The organism is Nitrospirillum karajorum, from assembly GCF_036348415.1.
Lineage (GTDB): Bacteria > Pseudomonadota > Alphaproteobacteria > Azospirillales > Azospirillaceae > Nitrospirillum > Nitrospirillum amazonense_B.
In genome coordinates this window covers 603,313-619,148 of the sequence record NZ_JAZBQB010000004.1, presented here as the reverse complement: position 1 = coordinate 619,148, position 15,836 = coordinate 603,313, and the positions used below count along the sequence as shown (strand labels likewise).

The 15,836-nt window shown below is 68.2% G+C and carries 16 protein-coding genes, 1 pseudogene and 1 riboswitch; of the genes and pseudogenes, 10 read left to right on the top strand and 7 right to left on the bottom strand.

Annotated elements, in window-relative coordinates:
- Positions 1–39 precede the first annotated feature (39 nt).
- A complete protein-coding gene (locus UCD39_RS28175) occupies positions 40–1,044 on the top strand; it encodes an RDD family protein (RefSeq protein WP_330498913.1) in 1,005 nt (334 codons plus the stop codon).
- Here UCD39_RS28175 and UCD39_RS28170 read toward each other — a convergent pair whose 3' ends face one another.
- Positions 1,045–1,857: a CbtA family protein gene (locus tag UCD39_RS28170; protein ID WP_442943722.1), complete on the bottom strand. Its 813-nt coding sequence runs from the start codon at positions 1,855–1,857 to the stop codon at positions 1,045–1,047.
- Between the two features lie 32 nt (positions 1,858–1,889).
- Positions 1,890–2,108, bottom strand: coding sequence for a CbtB domain-containing protein (locus tag UCD39_RS28165; protein ID WP_145735382.1), 219 nt, complete (start codon positions 2,106–2,108; stop codon positions 1,890–1,892).
- A gap of 34 nt (positions 2,109–2,142) precedes the next feature.
- Positions 2,143–2,299: riboswitch (cobalamin riboswitch) on the bottom strand.
- Positions 2,300–2,304: 5 nt separating this feature from the next.
- Between UCD39_RS28165 and UCD39_RS28160 the strand changes: the two genes are divergently transcribed.
- Positions 2,305–2,937: a histidine phosphatase family protein gene (locus UCD39_RS28160; protein WP_330498911.1), complete on the top strand. Its 633-nt coding sequence runs from the start codon at positions 2,305–2,307 to the stop codon at positions 2,935–2,937.
- Here UCD39_RS28160 and UCD39_RS28155 read toward each other — a convergent pair.
- Complete coding sequence (locus UCD39_RS28155; RefSeq protein ID WP_330498910.1) at positions 2,910–4,016, bottom strand: threonine aldolase family protein; 1,107 nt, start codon at positions 4,014–4,016, stop codon at positions 2,910–2,912. The genes UCD39_RS28160 and UCD39_RS28155 overlap by 28 nt on opposite strands.
- Before the next feature lie 192 nt (positions 4,017–4,208).
- On the opposite strand from UCD39_RS28155, the gene folB reads away from it, so the two are divergent.
- Positions 4,209–4,580 carry a dihydroneopterin aldolase gene (gene folB / locus UCD39_RS28150; RefSeq protein ID WP_145735385.1) on the top strand — a complete coding sequence of 124 codons (372 nt, stop codon included), beginning with the start codon at positions 4,209–4,211 and terminating at the stop codon, positions 4,578–4,580.
- A 30-nt stretch (positions 4,581–4,610) separates the two neighbouring features.
- On the opposite strand, the gene UCD39_RS28145 is transcribed toward folB, so the two are convergent.
- Positions 4,611–5,579 (bottom strand): LysR family transcriptional regulator, encoded by a 969-nt coding sequence (locus UCD39_RS28145; RefSeq protein ID WP_330498909.1) that lies wholly within the window; start codon positions 5,577–5,579, stop codon positions 4,611–4,613.
- A gap of 388 nt (positions 5,580–5,967) precedes the next feature.
- Here UCD39_RS28145 and UCD39_RS28140 point away from each other — a divergent pair, with 388 nt between their 5' ends.
- The 4 genes from UCD39_RS28140 (at position 5,968) to UCD39_RS28125 (ending at position 9,778) form a co-directional block, all read left to right on the top strand.
- Positions 5,968–7,434, top strand: a complete 1,467-nt coding sequence (locus tag UCD39_RS28140) for a catalase (protein WP_330498908.1) — start codon at positions 5,968–5,970, stop codon at positions 7,432–7,434.
- A gap of 197 nt (positions 7,435–7,631) precedes the next feature.
- A complete protein-coding gene (locus UCD39_RS28135; RefSeq protein ID WP_330498907.1) occupies positions 7,632–9,023 on the top strand; it encodes a serine hydrolase domain-containing protein in 1,392 nt (463 codons plus the stop codon).
- 132 nt (positions 9,024–9,155) lie between these two features.
- A complete protein-coding gene (locus tag UCD39_RS28130) occupies positions 9,156–9,395 on the top strand; it encodes a type II toxin-antitoxin system Phd/YefM family antitoxin (protein WP_420872619.1) in 240 nt (79 codons plus the stop codon).
- Positions 9,392–9,778 (top strand): type II toxin-antitoxin system VapC family toxin, encoded by a 387-nt coding sequence (locus tag UCD39_RS28125; RefSeq protein WP_330498906.1) that lies wholly within the window; start codon positions 9,392–9,394, stop codon positions 9,776–9,778. The genes UCD39_RS28130 and UCD39_RS28125 overlap by 4 nt, the downstream gene beginning before the upstream one ends.
- Before the next feature lie 24 nt (positions 9,779–9,802).
- Here UCD39_RS28125 and UCD39_RS28120 read toward each other — a convergent pair whose 3' ends face one another.
- Both UCD39_RS28120 and UCD39_RS28115 read right to left on the bottom strand, forming a co-directional pair.
- Positions 9,803–10,381 carry an NUDIX domain-containing protein gene (locus tag UCD39_RS28120; protein ID WP_330498905.1) on the bottom strand — a complete coding sequence of 193 codons (579 nt, stop codon included), beginning with the start codon at positions 10,379–10,381 and terminating at the stop codon, positions 9,803–9,805.
- A gap of 39 nt (positions 10,382–10,420) precedes the next feature.
- Positions 10,421–10,999, bottom strand: a complete 579-nt coding sequence (locus UCD39_RS28115) for a chorismate mutase (protein ID WP_330498904.1) — start codon at positions 10,997–10,999, stop codon at positions 10,421–10,423.
- Between the two features lie 322 nt (positions 11,000–11,321).
- Here UCD39_RS28115 and UCD39_RS28110 point away from each other — a divergent pair, with 322 nt between their 5' ends.
- From UCD39_RS28110 to UCD39_RS28100, 3 genes are all read left to right on the top strand, one after another.
- The gene (locus UCD39_RS28110; protein ID WP_330498903.1) at positions 11,322–11,672 is read left to right on the top strand and encodes a YciI family protein; all 351 of its coding nucleotides are present in this window, start codon (positions 11,322–11,324) and stop codon (positions 11,670–11,672) included.
- A gap of 115 nt (positions 11,673–11,787) precedes the next feature.
- Positions 11,788–12,708: an ROK family protein gene (locus UCD39_RS28105; RefSeq protein WP_330498902.1), complete on the top strand. Its 921-nt coding sequence runs from the start codon at positions 11,788–11,790 to the stop codon at positions 12,706–12,708.
- Between the two features lie 76 nt (positions 12,709–12,784).
- Positions 12,785–13,912 carry a LacI family DNA-binding transcriptional regulator gene (locus tag UCD39_RS28100; RefSeq protein WP_330498901.1) on the top strand — a complete coding sequence of 376 codons (1,128 nt, stop codon included), beginning with the start codon at positions 12,785–12,787 and terminating at the stop codon, positions 13,910–13,912.
- Here UCD39_RS28100 and UCD39_RS28095 read toward each other — a convergent pair.
- Positions 13,881–15,481, bottom strand: a pseudogene (locus tag UCD39_RS28095) (sodium:solute symporter). The gene UCD39_RS28100 and the pseudogene UCD39_RS28095 sit on opposite strands and share 32 nt — an antisense overlap.
- Positions 15,482–15,836 lie beyond the last annotated feature (355 nt).

Genomic DNA, 15,836 nt, shown 5'->3' with positions numbered 1-15,836 from the left:
TTTAACCGTTTAAGTGGGCGAACGCCCGATGGGGACAGCATGAGCGGTGATGCGGCAACGATCGAGGGGAACATGTCGGCGCCAGCCTTCGCCGGCTTTTGGCGGCGCGTGGGCGCTTTCGCGGTGGACGGTCTCGTCCTGGGTATTCCGGGGTTCGCCCTGGGCACCCTGTTCTTCGACCAAGCCGCCGCCCTAGGGGCCAATGGCCGCTTGATCGGCTGGGGCGTCGCCATCCTCTATTTGGGATTGCTCAACAGCCAGGTCGGCAACGGGCAAACCGTGGGCAAGCGCCTGCTGAAACTGCGGGTGCTGGGCATGGACGGCGCCCCCCTGGACCTGGGCACCGCCCTGGTGCGAGCGGCCCTGCTGACGGGCCCTTGGTTCCTGAACGGCTACGTCCTGGCGGGCCTGTCCGGCGACTTGACCAGCAAAATCGTGGGGTGGGCCTTGGGATTGGCCGTGCTGGGTGGCAACATCGCGCTGATCTACCTTTTCCTCTTCAACCGGCCCAGCCGCCGCAGCCTGCATGACCTGCTGTGCCGGTCCTGCGTCGTCAGCGCCACCACCGCCACCCTGCCATCCGGTGCCACCACACCCAGCCGACGCGTGTGGGCAGGCTTGGCGATTCCCGCAGCATTGCTGCTGCTGGCCCCCCTGGCGTTTTACCGGTTCTTCAGCCCCACCCTGATGGCGGCCTATGCCGCCGCCGATGCCCTGCCAGAGGTTCTCAGCGTCGGTGTGGCGCAGCAGAAGATGATCATCGCCAGCACCTCGGCCACCAAAAGCAGCGCCGAGGCTTCCGAGGTCCTGACGATCAACGCCCGCCTGAGGTCCCTGGGATCCTTGCAGGACCGTCAGCGGGAACTGGCCCGCGTCGCCGCTGCCGTGCTGAAGGCGGCGTCGGTCGCGCCGACCACCCGCATGGTGGTATCCCTGAACTATGGCTTTGATTTCGGCTTCGCCAGTTCCTTCCGGGGCTTCAGCGAGAACGGCACACCAGCGGCCTGGCAAGACTTCATCAACAAGATGGCGCCGGTTGACTGATCAGAACAGCGCCGGACGGTCGCCCCGGCGCTGGGCCTGAAGGTCGCGGGACTGCGCCGCCTGGCACAGCCAGCCATAGCCCAGGCCCAGCGCCGCCCACAGGATGGCGTGGATGCCCCAGGACGCCAGACGGAAACGCCACAGCACCTGGGCGGGGAAAGCGTCCGGCACCTCGTTCACCTCGGGCAGGGCGACACCGGCCGCGACCATGACCGCGAGGAACAGCGCGCCGCCGGCAATGGCCGCGTTCCAGGCACCCCAGAGGGCAGCCAGCCGCCGGGCGGTGACCACGGCCCCCACCATGGCGGCGACCGACAGGATCAGCAGTATGAAGTACAGGGCCGTCCGCTGCTGGATGGTGTCGGGGTCGCCCACGGCCGGCGGATTGGCCGGATACTTGAGGCCCGGCACCAACACCAGGGCCAGAAAGCCCAACAAGGCCAGCACGCCGGCAAGGCCCCGTGGCCCCAGCGCGCCCATGCGGCCCTGGGCGTAGGCATAGGTCAGGGCGAACAAGCCGCCCACGGCGGCGCCATAGACCAACAGGCCGGTCAGCAGGCCCCAGCCCGCCTGGGTGCCGCGGCTGAACACCTCGCCATCATCATCCGCATCGGCGTGATGGTGGTGATGGTCGTGGCCACCGCCCTCCGGCGCGCTGGGTGCGGCCTGGTCGTGGTGGTCATGAGCATGGGACGCGCCCTGCGCGGCCTCGAAAGCGATGGCGCGTTCCACCGGCGGCTCACCAATCAGCGTGGCCACGCCGAAGGCGAGCAAAGCCGCCAGGATGCCGATGAGCATCCCGCGGGCGAGCAAGATTCCAACCATGATGGACGGGTCGCCCCGCCTTAATGGCAGGGGAAGCCCAGCAGGTGGCGGGCGTCATGCACGAATTCATGCACCGCGCGGCCCTGGATCAGGGAGGTGGCGCCCTGCTCCGCCCCCACGAAATAAACCATCAGCACCAGCAGCAGCCCGCCGAACACGGCCCAGGGCAGCAGCTCGGCGGCCGAGATCACGGGCAAGGCGACGGCGGGGGTGCCGGAATGGGGGGTGGCGTGGGCCATGAAAACGCTCCCTGGGATTGCGCGTCCCGTGTGCGGTGTGTCGGATGCGACGGGGGGTCTGGCTTCCGCCCCACCCGCGAGGCGGGAGGTTCGGTTACAGTGGCGCGACCGTGCCGGATTTGCACCGGCTTCCCCCATGCGCGAGTGAGACGGGAATGGTAGGGAGGGGGCCCCGCGCATTCAAGGACTATCTCCCATGACCGCCCCAGACTCCACCCGGCGCCTGATCCTGTTGGCCCACGCCCCCACCCGCGCCCAGCGCGACGCGATCTTCGCGTCCGCGACGGAGCCGGCGGAAGAGGCGGGCCTGGCGCAGGCCGGCCACTGGGCGGAGGCGCGGGCCCTGCGCAAGATCGGACAGTTGTTGACGGCGCCCGAGGACCGCGCCCGCCAGACAGCGGCGGTGCTGGCCGCCACCCTGGGCATGGAGGTGACGGAGGACGCGGCCCTGGCCGACCTGGACGCGGGTAGCTGGCAGGGCCGCAGCCTGGCCGAACTCTCGGTCCACGAGGCGGATGCCGTGGCCGCCTGGCTGGGCGATCCGGAGGCCCGGCCCCATGGCGGCGAATCGCTGGCCCAATTGCGGGCGCGAGTGGCGCGGTGGTTGGAGAATTGGACGGCGGAGGGGCACACCCTGGCGGTCACCCACCCGGCCGTGATCCGCATGGCGGCAGCCGTCGTGCTGGATGCCCCCCTTCAGGCCTTCTGGCGCCTGGACATCGCGCCCTTGTCACTGACCGACCTGCGGTGGAACCGGCGCTGGACGGTCCGCGCCACCGGCGTGGACGCGCGGGAGTTCGATCAGGCGCCCACCAGCCGGGCGAAGTAGGGCAGCACCTGGGCGTTGTCCAGGCCCAGCAGGGTGTCGCCCACATATAGCTCCGTCACGCTCCAGCCCGGGACATCGGTCGGGCGGATCTCCCCAGCCACCCAGCGGCCGTCGCTGCTGGCGATGGCGTCCCGCGTCTCGGCCACCTGGTCGGCGGGGCGGTCGAAATAGAGGTGCAGCATATTGGTCTGCGGTATGGCCGGGTTCAGGCGGATGCCCGGAAGGGCGGACAGGCCCGCCGCCAGGTCCAGTGTCCGGCGGTAGCACGCATCCATCTGGCCCAGCCGCGCCTCAAACCGCATGGCGGCGGTGGCCACCATGGGGCTCTGCCGCACCAGGGTGCCGCCCAGGCGCCGCTGCCACAGCCGGGCGTTGTCGATGAAGTCGGCGTCGCCCGCCAGCACGGCGCCGGCGATCCCGCCGATGCCCTTGTAGACCGAAACATAGACGGAGGCGAAGCCGGCGGCGATCTCGGTATAGCTGCGGCCGTAATAGGCGCGGCTTTCCCACAGGCGGGCGCCATCCATGTGCAGCGGCAACTGGCGCGCCCGCGCCATCTCCTTCAATGCCTGCAGTTCATCCCATTCCGGCAACTGCCCCCCGATTTCCCGCAAGGGCAGTTCCACCAGCAGGCAGGCCAGCGGCTGGGCCACCGTCGCCAGGTCACGGGCCAGGAGGGGACGGCGGCGCTCCCCCACCGGCACACCATGGAAGTTGAACAGCGCCTGGTAGGCCTCTTCCTCATGCAGGGCCAAGTGCGAGGTGTGGGGCATGCCGAAGCGGGGAACGCCGCTGACCTCCGTCCACAGACGCAGGGCGATCAGTTGGGCCATCACGCCGCTGGGCATGAAGGCGGCCGCCTGCTTGCCCAACAGCCCCGCCACCGTGCCTTCGAACGCCGCCAGCAGGTCACCCTGGCCATACTGGTCATGGGTGACGCCGTTGGCCTCGCACCAGTCGGCCACGGCCCGGAACTCTTCCGCCGGGCTCAGGGTTCGAAAGCCGGGGAACACGATGTCACAACTCTGGCGCAGGCGCAGGCGATGGGCGGCGAGGGTCCCGGCAGGGGCAGCAGGCATGGGCGATGGTCCGGTCTTCAGCAAGTGCCGGCCACCCTGCGACGGCGCCACCGCCGGCGCAACGGTCAAATCATCGGCCCACATTTATGCCACAGCGGCGCCCCGGACCAGGCCCAGCAACGACGTGACAGGCGCACCGGGAACAGGCAGCCTGTGCCCCGCGCCATCGTCGGCCTGACAGGAAAGCGTCCCATGACCGATCACATCCTGGTCCACCGCATCGCGATCTACGCCCATCACGGCCTGACGGTGGAGGAGGCCAAGCTGGGCCAACGCTTCTTCATCTCGCTGGACTGCACGCTGGACCTGTCGGTCGCGGGCAAGGCCGACGACTGGGACCTCAGCGTCTGCTACGCCAAGCTGACCGCCGCCACGACGCGGGTGGCCACCGCCCGGCGTTTCATGACCATAGAGGCGGTGGCGGAGGCCGTGGCCGGCACCCTGCTGGAGGAGTTTCCCCGCATCGACACCATCACGGTGCAGGTGGACAAGCCTTCGGCACCCGTCCCCGCCATCATCGATGGCGTGTCGGTGCGCATCCACCGGGTCCGCCCCGGCTTCTGATTGCATCCCGCCCAGACAGCCCCGGAAGGGTCAGGCCACGGCCTCGACCACCAGGCTGGGGCCAACCCGACGCTCGGGCCGGACGCCGGCTTGGCCACCGCCCTGCCCCCAGCGGTGCACCTGCTGTTCCAGCAGCGACAGGGCCAGGGTGGCGGCGTGCGGCAGCTGCCGGCCCAGGCGCGTCACCAGGTCGACAGTGGTGCTGTCCGCCTCGACATCGCACAGGGGCGTGGCCACCAGGCAACCGTCCTCCAGATCGGCCAGCACGGCCGCGCGCGGCAGGATGGCGGCGGCGCGGCCGCTGAGCGCCAGTTCCCGCATGGTGTGGACGGAGTTGGTGGTGATGGTGGCGCGCAGCCAGACCTGATGGCGCATCTCCGCCGCCGACAGCAGTTGGCGGATGCGGGTGTCGCGGGGGGACAGGCACAGATCGTGGGCTGACAGATCCTGCAGGGTCACCGCCCCGCGCTTGGCCACGGGATGGTCCGGCCGGCTGACCACCACGAGGGGCTGGCGGGCTGTGGTGCGGACACGCACCTTGGGATCACAGGGGATGAGGGCGCCGAGGGCGATGTGCACCTCATCATCCACCACCATGCGCAACAGCTCCGCGGTGGAGACGCTGTGCAAGGCCAGTTCGACACCGGGATAGCGGCTCTGGAAGGTGTCCAGCACCCCCTGCACCGCCTGTACGGTGCATCCCTCGCCCACCGCCATCTCCACAGTGCCCATGCGCATGCCGCGCAGGGCCTCGAGCCGGGCGGCGAAGGCCTCGCGGTCGGCCATCTGCGCCTGGTAATAGTCGAACACCATCTGACCGGCGGTGGTCAGCTTGACCGAGCGGCGGCCCGTTTCCAGCAGGGGCATGCCCATCGCCGCTTCCAGCTGGGCGATCTGGCGGCTGACGGAGGACACCGCCACGTTCATCTTCTGGCTGGCCGCCCGCATCGAGCCATGGATGGCGGTGGCGTAGAAGTATTTCATCGCAACGTCTGACATCTCGCGTCCCTCATCTCTGTTCGGGCGGGCGATCCGGGAATCGCGGGCCCTGGCCTCATGATCACGGGGGGCGCCATGGGACCTGGGCGACGCGCCCCCAAGGGCTGCCCCAAGGGCCCAACAAGGCGGCGGTTCAACCCCCTACCGCCGTCCACTGTAGGTGCGCCCGGCGCATCACTCTTGTCCGGACCTGCACCGATTTGACGTTAAGCCCTGTTAAATGTTGCGGGTGCGCACTTTTCCGCCCGGCGGTGCGGCGATGCGCCAGGTGCAACAACGGTGGGGCCGGGTTGTGAATGAAACCAGCGGGCGCTTGGCGGCCAAATCCGCGGCGTGAGCCCCGGGAGCCCCCGAGGGCTTCCCCTATGACGCCACGGAGCCCCATCCCATGTCCGACACGCCGCCCAAGTCCGCCCTGACGCATGCCACCGGCGCGCCGGTGGTGGACAACCTGAACATTCAGACGGCCGGCCCGCACGGCCCCGCCCTGCTGCAGGACATCTGGCTGATCGAGAAGCTGGCCCATTTCGACCGGGAGGTCATTCCCGAGCGGCGCATGCACGCCAAGGGCAGCGGCGCCCACGGCACCTTCACTGTCACCCAGGACATCAGCCGCTACACCAAGGCCAAGATCTTCTCTGAAGTGGGCAAGCAGACGCCCCTGTTCGTGCGCTTCTCCACCGTGGCCGGTGAGCGCGGCGCGGCGGACGCGGAACGCGACATCCGCGGCTTCGCCGTGAAATTCTATACCGAGGAAGGCAACTGGGACATCGTGGGCAACAACACGCCCGTGTTCTTCTTCCGCGATCCCCTGCGCTTCCCCGACCTGAACCACGCCGTGAAGCGCGACCCGCGCACCGGCATGCGCAGCGCCAACAACAACTGGGACTTCTGGACCCTGCTGCCCGAGGCGCTGCACCAGGTGACCATCGTCATGAGCGAGCGCGGCATCCCCCGCAGCTATCGCCACATGCACGGCTTCGGCAGCCATACCTTCAGCCTCATCAACGCCGCCAATGAGCGGCATTGGGTGAAGTTCCACTTCACCTGCCAGCAGGGTATCGAGAACCTGACGGACGCCGAGTCCGAGGCCGTCATCGGCAAGGACCGGGAGAGCCATCAGCGCGACCTGTTCGGCGCCATCGAGGCCGGCGACTTCCCCCGCTGGACCCTGTCCATCCAGGTCATGACCGAGGCCCAGGCCAAGGCGCACAAGCACAACCCCTTCGACCTGACCAAGACCTGGCCCAAGGCGGACTTCCCCCTGATCGAGGTCGGGGTGATGGAACTGAACCGCAACCCCGACAACGTCTTCGCCGAGGTGGAGCAGGCGGCCTTCTCCCCCGCCAACATAGTGCCGGGCATCGGCTTCTCGCCCGACAAGATGCTGCAGGCCCGCCTGTTCTCCTACGGTGACGCGCAGCGCTATCGCCTGGGGGTGAACTTCAACCACATCCCGGTGAACGCGCCCAAGTGCCCGTTCCACAGCTACCACCGCGACGGCGCCATGCGCACCGACGGCAACCTGGGCGGCACACTGCACTACTACCCCAACAGCTATGGCGAATGGCCGGACCATCCCGACTTCGCCGAGCCGCCCCTGCCGCTGGAAGGGACGGCCACCCATTGGGACCACCGCGTGGACGATGACCACTGGGAGCAGCCGGGCATCCTGTTCCGCAAGATGAACCCGGCGCAGCAGAAGCTGCTGTTCGAGAACACGGCCCGGTCCCTGAGCGGGGCGGAGGCGGCGATTCAGGAGCGCCACATCGCCAATTGCACCAAGGCCGACCCGGCCTATGGCGAGGGTGTGGCCCTGGCGCTGCGCGCCCTGGCGGTGGCGACGGCGCGCTGACGGCACCGGGACGAAGGCATCGCCGACGGGCCCCATCCCCATCGGCGACGCCATCGCCCATACGGGGGGCGGTCTTCCACCAAGCGGGAGGGCCGCCCCTTTTCTATTGAAGCGGCAGCGGCCATAAGGCCCGTTTCCTAAACCGCGCCGCAGTGGGAAGATGCACGCCATCCCCCCCACCACGGTCCGGAAAATCCATGCGGTTCCCGTTCGCCCCCCTGCTCACCACCCTGTTCATGGGCAGCGTCCTTCTGTCCGGCGCCGCCCTGGGCGCCGACCTCGCCCCCGACGTGACGGCCAAGATCGACGCGGCGGTGACGCAGGCGTTGGCCGACACGGGGACGCCGGCGGCCTCCATCGCCGTGGTGCGCGATGGCGCCATCGCCTATGTCCATGCCTATGGCCAGGCCCGGCGCGACCCGGCGGTGGCGGCGACGCCGGCCCAGCGCTTCGCCATCGGCTCCGTCTCCAAGCAGTTCACGGCCGCCGCCCTGATGCTGCTGGTGGAGGATGGCACCCTGTCGCTGGACGACACGGTGGGCAAGTTCATCCCCAACCTTACCGATGGCGACCGCATCACCATCCGCCAGGTGCTGAGCCACACGGCGGGTTACCGGGATTTCTGGCCGCAAGACTATGTGCCGGCCATGATGGAAAAGCCCATCACCTCCGACGGCATCTTCGACCGCTGGGCCCGCGTGCCGCTGGACTTTCAACCGGGCGAGTCCTGGCAATACTCCAACACCGGCTTCACCATCGCCGCCCGCATCGTGGAGAAGGCATCGGGCAAGCCCTTCTTTACCTTCCTGAATGAGCGGGTGCTGAAGCCCCTGGGGCTGGATGCTGCCGATATCGACCAAGGCCCGCTGGGCCCCAAGGACGCCGCCGGCTACACCCGCTTCGCCCTGGGCCAGCCGCGCCCCGCGCCCAAGGAGGCGGCGGGCTGGCTGGTCGGGGCGGCGCAACTGGCATTGACGCCCCAGGATCTGGCGCGCTGGGACATCGCCCTGATGCAGCGGAAGCTGCTGAAGCCGGAAAGCTGGGCGGCCATGGAAACCAGCGTCCGCCTGAAGAACGGGCAGGACACACGCTATGGGCTGGGGCTGACCGTCACCAGCGACGGCGCCGCCCGCCTGCTGCGCCATGGTGGCGAGGTTTCGGGCTTCCTGGCGGAGAACCGGGTGTGGCCGGACCTGGGCATGACCATCGTGGTGCTGGTCAACAGCGACTATGGCGACCCCGCCGCCATCGCCCAGAAGATCAGCGCCGCGCTGCCGCTGTCGACCCAGCCCAGCGCCGTGGAGACGGCTACCGCCCGCGCCTTCCTGGAAGGCCTGGCCCAGGGCCGCGCCGACACAGCGCACCTGACCGCCAATGGCGCCGCCTATTTCAGCCCGGCCGCCCTGGCCGATTACGCCGCCACCCTGGGCCCGCTGGGCGCGCTGAAGGATGTTAAGCCGATAGCCCGCCGCCTGCGCGGCGGCTTCACCGAAGAGATTTACCAGGCCGCCTTCGCCAGCCGCAGCGTGCGCATCGTCGCCCGGGCGGCCGCCGGGCGGTATGAGCAATTCATGATCTACGTGGATTGAGGCCCGCAAGCACTGCCCGGTTAACAAAGGGGTCGCGGCGCGGAAGGTGATGGAGAGGAGAATGGCGGCCGAGGAAAAAGCGGACTAAACTAATAGAACTTAGTTTATAGATGGAGGCCGCTCTTGCGGACGGTGAACATTCATGAAGCCAAGACGCATCTGTCGCGTCTGGTTGACAAGGCCGCTCAGGGTGAGTCCTTCATCATCGCCAAGGCCGGCAAACCAATGGTGAAAGTCATCGCGCTAGCGGAGAAGGATTCGGACGCGCCCCAGCGCCTAGGTTTTCTGGCGGGACAGCTTCATGTTCCAGACGACTTCGACCGAATGGCTGGCGATACCATCGCCGAGCTGTTTTCTGGCGGCACGCCGTGAAGTTTTTGCTCGACACCCATATTCTTCTTTGGGCCGCCAGCGCACCGGACCGCCTGTCGGGCGATGTCCAAGTCCTGTTGGGCGACTTGAGCAATGACTGCCTATTCAGTGTCGCAAGTCTTTGGGAGGTCGTGATCAAGCGCGGGCTGGGACGCGCTGACTTCCAGGTGGATCCCAAGCTGCTACGGCGGGGGCTTCTGGACAACGGTTATGAGGAACTGCCGATCACGGGGGCACATGCGCTGGCGGTGCAGGATCTGCCGCCCCTGCACCGCGATCCGTTTGATCGGATATTAATCGCCCAATCCCATGCCGAAGGTATTCCCCTGCTGACGGCGGACCCCATCGTGGCAGGCTACGGCGGCCTGGTCAGGGGCGTCTGACCAGGCCGGCCCCGGCGCAGATCTTCAGCCCGCCAGGCTGTTCAGCCTGACGTATTGCAGCAGCATGATGGTCTTGGCGTCCACGATGCGGCCGTCGGCCACCATGGCCAGGGCCTCCTCCAAGGTGGGTTCCAGCACCTCGATATCCTCGCCTTCCGCCGCAAGGCCGCCGCCGGCGCCCACGCGGTCGGCGGCGCTGTAGGGGGCGACGAAGAAAGTCAGTTTTTCGGTGACGGAACCGGGGCTCATGAAAGCCTCGAACACCTTGCGCGCCTCGCCGATGCGGCAACCCGCCTCCTCCTCCGCCTCGCGGCGGATGGTGTCCTCCGGCGAGGTGTCGTCCAGCAGGCCGGCGATGGCCTCGATCAGCGGGGCGGCATGGCCGGTGGCATAGGCGGGATAGCGGAATTGGCTGACCAGCAGCACGGTGCCGCGCACCGGGTCATAGGGCAGGATGACGGCACCGTGCCCGCGATCATAAACCTCGCGCGTCATGGTCTGCCAATCGCCGTCGCGGCGGCGATAATCGAAGGTCACGCTGCGAAGCACGGCCCAGCCCTTGGACAGGACACGGTCCTCGCGCACGCGGATGCGGTCTTTCATGAAAGGCGCCTTTATCGGATCTGAGGACATGGAGGCGGGCTAACCGCCGCACACGCCGGCCATGGCGCGGTCAAGCGCGATGGCGTCCAGCGTGCCGGCCGGCAGTTGCCGCCGGTAGAGATAGTCATTGACCGCCGCCGCCACCTCTGCCCGGCAAGTCTTGCGGGCGCGCATGGGGGCGACGCCCGGCAAGGCGGCCATCATCGTTTTCTGGGCGATGTCCAACTGTGGCCGCACGTCCCGCACCAGATCAACCGGCGCATGGTCGGGCGCGGCGCCAGCGCGCGCCCAATCCGCCATCAGGCTGTATTGCACCAGCTTGTTGGCCTCGATCTGAGCGCGGAAGACGCCGGCCACCCAGATGCGCTCCAGGCCCAGGCCCTCGCCCTGCGACACGGCGCTCATGATCACCACCGCCTCGCGCCCCCCGTCCTCGACGGCGGCACCGCTGTCCCATTTGGACAAGGCGACCTGGTGGGCCATCGCCAGCCGGTCGGCCGACACCTCCACCAGCGTCTTCAGGCTGTCGGCGGCGTCCGTCGGCGGCGCGGCCCAGGCGTGAGGGACACAGGCGGCGGCCAGGACCGCCACACAAGCCAACAGGCGCCAGCAACTCATGAGCGACCATCCATTACGGTGAAGAAATGATCCTTGCAGACCCTAAAACAATGGCGGCGGCCCGTAAGGCTTCCCGGTCCCGGGAAGGAAAGGCGGCGGACATTCGACACGGGGGTCATGGTTTCCTGAGGCCTGCTCCAGACTGCCCCGCCAGACTGGCGCGGGGATGGTCCGCTAGACAAGCGGAATCCCCATTCCTTGAGTCCGACGAAAAAATTTTCCACGCTGCGATCGCCGTTGTCGGATCCGGTGGCGTCCACCCGTCTCTTGAGCGGCGGACGCGGAACGCGCCGTTCAGCCTCTCACGGAAAGGGCTTCTCCCATGTACTACGCGCTGCTGATTTATGAGGATGAGGCGGCTTATGGGGAGGAGCGGGACAGCCCGCTGCTGCAGGCCATGATCGCCCGGCACGAGGCCTTCGCCCGGGATTTGGGTGCCGCGCGGGTTGGGGGCGCCGGCCTGACCGGGGTTGCCAGCGCCACCACCGTCCGCACCACTGGGGGCATTAAGACGGTGCATGACGGCCCATTCGCCGAAACGAAGGAGCAGCTGGGGGGCTTTTACCTAATCGAGGCGCCGGATCTGGAGGCGGCCCTGGCCATCGCCCGCCAAGTGCCCCTGGCGGCCAACGGCGCGGTGGAGGTGCGCCCCCTCATTGAAATGCCAGGTTGATGCCCGGCACCCCGACGAAAATTCAGGGCCCCAATACGGTTCCGGGACACGGCGTCGGCGTTGTCAGGCGGCGCCGTCCTTGGCAGGATGCCCCCCTTAACGGGAAAGGGTCGGCATGAAGCGTATCGGCGCCATCGAGCTGGGCGGGACCAAGGCCATCGTCGGGGCGGCCGTCATGAACGGCACCGCACGCCCGACATCCATCGACACCATCCGCATCCCCACCACCAGCCCGGAGGAAACGCTGGCGCGCTGCGCCGACACCCTGCGCGACCTGGCCGGCCGCATGGGTGGACTGGACGCCGTGGGCATCGCCAGCTTCGGGCCCCTGCAGCTCGATCCCAAGCGCCCCGGCTTTGGCGCCATCACCCGCACGCCCAAGCCCGGCTGGGCCGGTGCCGCCGTGCGCGATGCCCTTGCGGCCGCCGTACATGACTTGAGGCCCGGCGGCGTGCCCATCGCCATCGACACCGACGTCAACGGCGCCGCCCTGGGCGAAGGCCGCTGGGGCGCGGCCCAGGGCCTGGACAGCCATGTCTACGTCACCGTCGGCACCGGCATCGGCGTGGGGGTGGTGGTCGGCGGACGGCCGCAGCACGGCCTGGTCCATCCCGAGGGCGGCCATTTGCTGGTACGCCGCGACCCGGAGCGCGACCCCTACACCGGCCATTGCCCCTATCACGGCGACTGCCTGGAGGGCCTGGCCTGCGGTCCCGCCATCGAGGCCCGCGTCGGCCGCCCCGCCACCGAGCTGGCCGACGACCACCCCGTCTGGGACCTGGTCGGCGATTATCTGGGACAGATGGCCGCCAACCTGCTGTTCACCCTGTCGCCCCAACGCATCGTCATCGGCGGCGGGGTCGGCGCCCGGCCCGGCCTGCTGGACCGCGTCCGCCACCATGCCCGCCGTCACGTCGGCGGCTATATCGACCACCCCGCCGTCACCGGCGATCTCACCGCCTTCATCGTCCCACCGGGCCTGGACGGCGAGTCGGGTCTGGCTGGCGCCCTGGCCCTGGGGTGGGACGCGGCGTGACCATCGGCATGCGTTCCATACCTGTGTATGGCCGTACCGGTGTATGGTCGCTTCATTGAACTGTCAGGATCGGGACATGGCTGACAAGCCGGCCGCCGCGGCCACGTCGCACTCCGGTGTCACCCCGGCCGGGACCATCCCGGAGGGGGGGCAGTCCAGGGCCAAGATGGGTGCCGTCAAGATGGACGACATCGCCCGCATGGCGGGGGTTTCCAAATCCACGGTGTCGCGCGCCCTGTCGGGCAGCCCCCTGGTGAATGAGGAAACGCGGGCCCGCATCCAGGCCCTGGTCAATTCCCATTCCTACCGCGTCGACACCCGGGCGCAGGGCCTGCGCAAGGGGCACACCCACACCATCGCCGTGGTCATCCCCCTGCTGCACGAGCATGACCAGCCGATTTCCGACCCGTTTTTCCTGGAGCTGCTGGGCCATATCGCCGATGCTGTGGCCGACCACGGCTATGACCTGTTGCTGTCCAAGATCGGCCCCGGCCGGGCGTCGGGCATGGCCGACCTGGTGGATACGGGACGGGTGGACGGACTGATCGCCATCGGCCAAAGCACCGCCCATCTGGGCCTGGAGCGGCTGGCGGATCGCAACCTGCCCCTGGTGGTGTGGGGCGCCCAGCTACCGGAACAGCATTACGTCACCGTCGGCTCCGACAACAAGGCGGGGGCGGAGCGGGCGGTGGCCCACCTGATCGCCCAGGGACGGCGGCGCATCGTCTTCCTGGGACAGCGGACGGTGCCGGAAATGCGCCTGCGCCACGACGGCTACGTCGCAGCGCTGGCGGCGGCGGGCATCGAGCCTGACCCGGCCCTGGATGTGCCGACGCGCTTCGCCAGCGCCGCCGCGCTGACCGCCATGCGCAGCCTGATCTGCGGCGGCGCCACCTTCGACGCGGTGTTCGCCTGTTCCGACGTCATCGCCATCAGCGCCATCCGGGCGCTTCAGGACCAGGGCCTGAAGGTGCCGGAGGATGTGGCCGTGGTGGGCTATGACGACGTCCAGATGGCGGCGTTCTACAATCCGGCACTGACCACCGTGCGCCAGGACACCGCCACCGGCGGCCGCCTGCTGGTGGACCTGCTGTTCGCCCAGATCGCCGGCCGCCCCACCCGCTCGGTCATGCTGCCGACCGAGCTGGTGGTGCGGGCCAGCAGCGGCGTGGTCAGCGGAACCACCACACCAGGAGCGCGGTGAGGACCAGCAGGCCCAGGGACAGGACGCGGTAGTTCATCCACAACGGCTGTCCCGCGAGGGTCGCGGTCTCGGCCCGGAAGACGGCGGGAGTCCACACCAGCGCCGCCCCGTCTGTCGCCCCAGCCGCTTTCGGCGTGCCATCGCCGGTGAGCAGGCTGACCACGACCAGGATGACGGCGGAGGCCAGGACCAGCAGGGGCGCCATCAGCAGGAAATGCGGCCCGCCATGGCCCAGCACCACGCAGTAGACGAACAGCCCCAGGCCCAGGGCCAACCCGCCGGCGAAGGCGGCGAAGGCACCAGTGGCGTTGGCCCGGGCCCAGAACAGGCCCACCAGGAACAAGGCCACCACCGGCGGCACGGCATAGGCCAGGATGGCCTGCAAGTACTGCCATAGCGAGCCGAAGCGGGCGATCTGCGGAGCCCACAGCACGGCCAAGCCCATGAAGGCCAGGGTGGCCAGCCGCCCCGTGGCGACCAGGCGCTTTTCCCCCAGGTGGGGCCAGCGCAGGCGCACGAAGTCCATGGTCACCAGGGTCGAGGCGGAATTGAAGGTGGAGGCCGTGGCCGACATGATGGCCGCGAGGAAGCCGGCCACCACCAGGCCAACCACACCGGTGGGCAGCAGCTTGAACACCAGCGAGGGATAGACCAGGTCCCCCGCGGCAGGCCGGGGAACAGCAGCAGGGCGGCGGTGCCGGGCAGCACCATCAGGAACAGCACCGGCAGCTTCAGCAGGCCGGCGAACAGGCAGCCCCAGCGGCCATGGTCGATGCTCTTGGCCGACAGCACGCGCTGCACCATGAACTGGTTGGTGCACCAGAAATAGAAGCCGATGAGCGGCACCCCGGTGATCAGTCCCGTCCAGGGCAGCACCGGGTCGCTGGCCGGGCGGATCAGGCTCAGCATCTCCGGCTTGGTCGCGGCCATGACCACGTCCCAGCCACCCGCCTGGTTGAAAGCCATGACGGCGATGACGGCGGCGGCGGTCAGTAGCAGCACCGCCTGGATGGTTTCCGTCACCATGACCGCGGCCAGGCCGCCAGCCGTGGTGTAGATGCCGGCGCCCAGCGCCAGCAGTAGGACGATGACGCCCATGGGCACGGCCGGAAAGGCCAGTTGGAACATCAACGCCCCGCCATACAACGTACCAGCCGTGTCCACCGCGATGTTCAGGAACAGCGTCAGGCCGGAAAACAGCAGGCGTGACCGCCGGTCATAGCGCCGTTCCAGGAATTCCGGCGTGGTGTAGACCCCGGTTTTCAGCAGGAAGGGCAGCAGGAAGATGCAGAAGAAGACCAGGACGACGCCCGCCATCCATTCATAGTCGAAAACGGCAATGCCATGGTCATAGGCCGCCCCCGCCAACCCGATCAGCGTGGTGCTGGAGATGTTGGAGGCCAGGAGGGCCAGCCCGATGACGGGCCAGGTCTTGGATTTGTGGGCCAGGAAATAATCCGACGCCGTGCTTTGCCGCCGGCTGACGGCCAGGCCGATGGCGATGATGACCACGACATACACCAGGATGATCGCCACATCCCAGGACCCCAGCGGACTGCCGCCGTTCATCCCGTCCTCCCTTAAACTTTTGCTTATCCTTGGCGCCAGGGCGGCACAGAAGCAGGCCCCGGCGAACGCACCTTGATCGTCCCGGCAGAAAATTGCAATCGGTTGTATAAAAATAAATGCCTGGGCGCCCAATGCCCCACATCGCATCGGGCAGGGCCATGCCGGCAACTCATTGGTTAACAAAGATTAATAAGTGTTCTCTGCACTCCACCACCCACCTGCCGGAGGCGTTCAGCAAAACTCCAAAAGACTATTGCAATCGGTTGTAACGTATGTTTGGGTAAAGGTGTCCAGAGGCGGCCGGGGAGGCCGCCCGCAATCGACAATCAAAAAAAGACAAACTAGGGAGATCGCC

Bases quoted from the DNA above. Each gene is read 5' to 3' on its own strand.
- UCD39_RS28175 (WP_330498913.1), top strand. From the start codon at position 40: ATGAGCGGTGATGCGGCAACGATCGAGGGGAACATGTCGGCGCCAGCC.
- UCD39_RS28165 (WP_145735382.1), bottom strand. From the start codon at position 2,108: ATGGCCCACGCCACCCCCCATTCCGGCACCCCCGCCGTCGCCTTGCCC.
- UCD39_RS28160 (WP_330498911.1), top strand. From the start codon at position 2,305: ATGACCGCCCCAGACTCCACCCGGCGCCTGATCCTGTTGGCCCACGCC.
- UCD39_RS28155 (WP_330498910.1), bottom strand. From the start codon at position 4,016: ATGCCTGCTGCCCCTGCCGGGACCCTCGCCGCCCATCGCCTGCGCCTG.
- folB (WP_145735385.1), top strand. From the start codon at position 4,209: ATGACCGATCACATCCTGGTCCACCGCATCGCGATCTACGCCCATCAC.
- UCD39_RS28145 (WP_330498909.1), bottom strand. From the start codon at position 5,579: ATGTCAGACGTTGCGATGAAATACTTCTACGCCACCGCCATCCATGGC.
- UCD39_RS28140 (WP_330498908.1), top strand. From the start codon at position 5,968: ATGTCCGACACGCCGCCCAAGTCCGCCCTGACGCATGCCACCGGCGCG.
- UCD39_RS28135 (WP_330498907.1), top strand. From the start codon at position 7,632: ATGCGGTTCCCGTTCGCCCCCCTGCTCACCACCCTGTTCATGGGCAGC.
- UCD39_RS28120 (WP_330498905.1), bottom strand. From the start codon at position 10,381: ATGAAAGACCGCATCCGCGTGCGCGAGGACCGTGTCCTGTCCAAGGGC.
- UCD39_RS28115 (WP_330498904.1), bottom strand. From the start codon at position 10,999: ATGAGTTGCTGGCGCCTGTTGGCTTGTGTGGCGGTCCTGGCCGCCGCC.
- UCD39_RS28110 (WP_330498903.1), top strand. From the start codon at position 11,322: ATGTACTACGCGCTGCTGATTTATGAGGATGAGGCGGCTTATGGGGAG.
- UCD39_RS28105 (WP_330498902.1), top strand. From the start codon at position 11,788: ATGAAGCGTATCGGCGCCATCGAGCTGGGCGGGACCAAGGCCATCGTC.
- UCD39_RS28100 (WP_330498901.1), top strand. From the start codon at position 12,785: ATGGCTGACAAGCCGGCCGCCGCGGCCACGTCGCACTCCGGTGTCACC.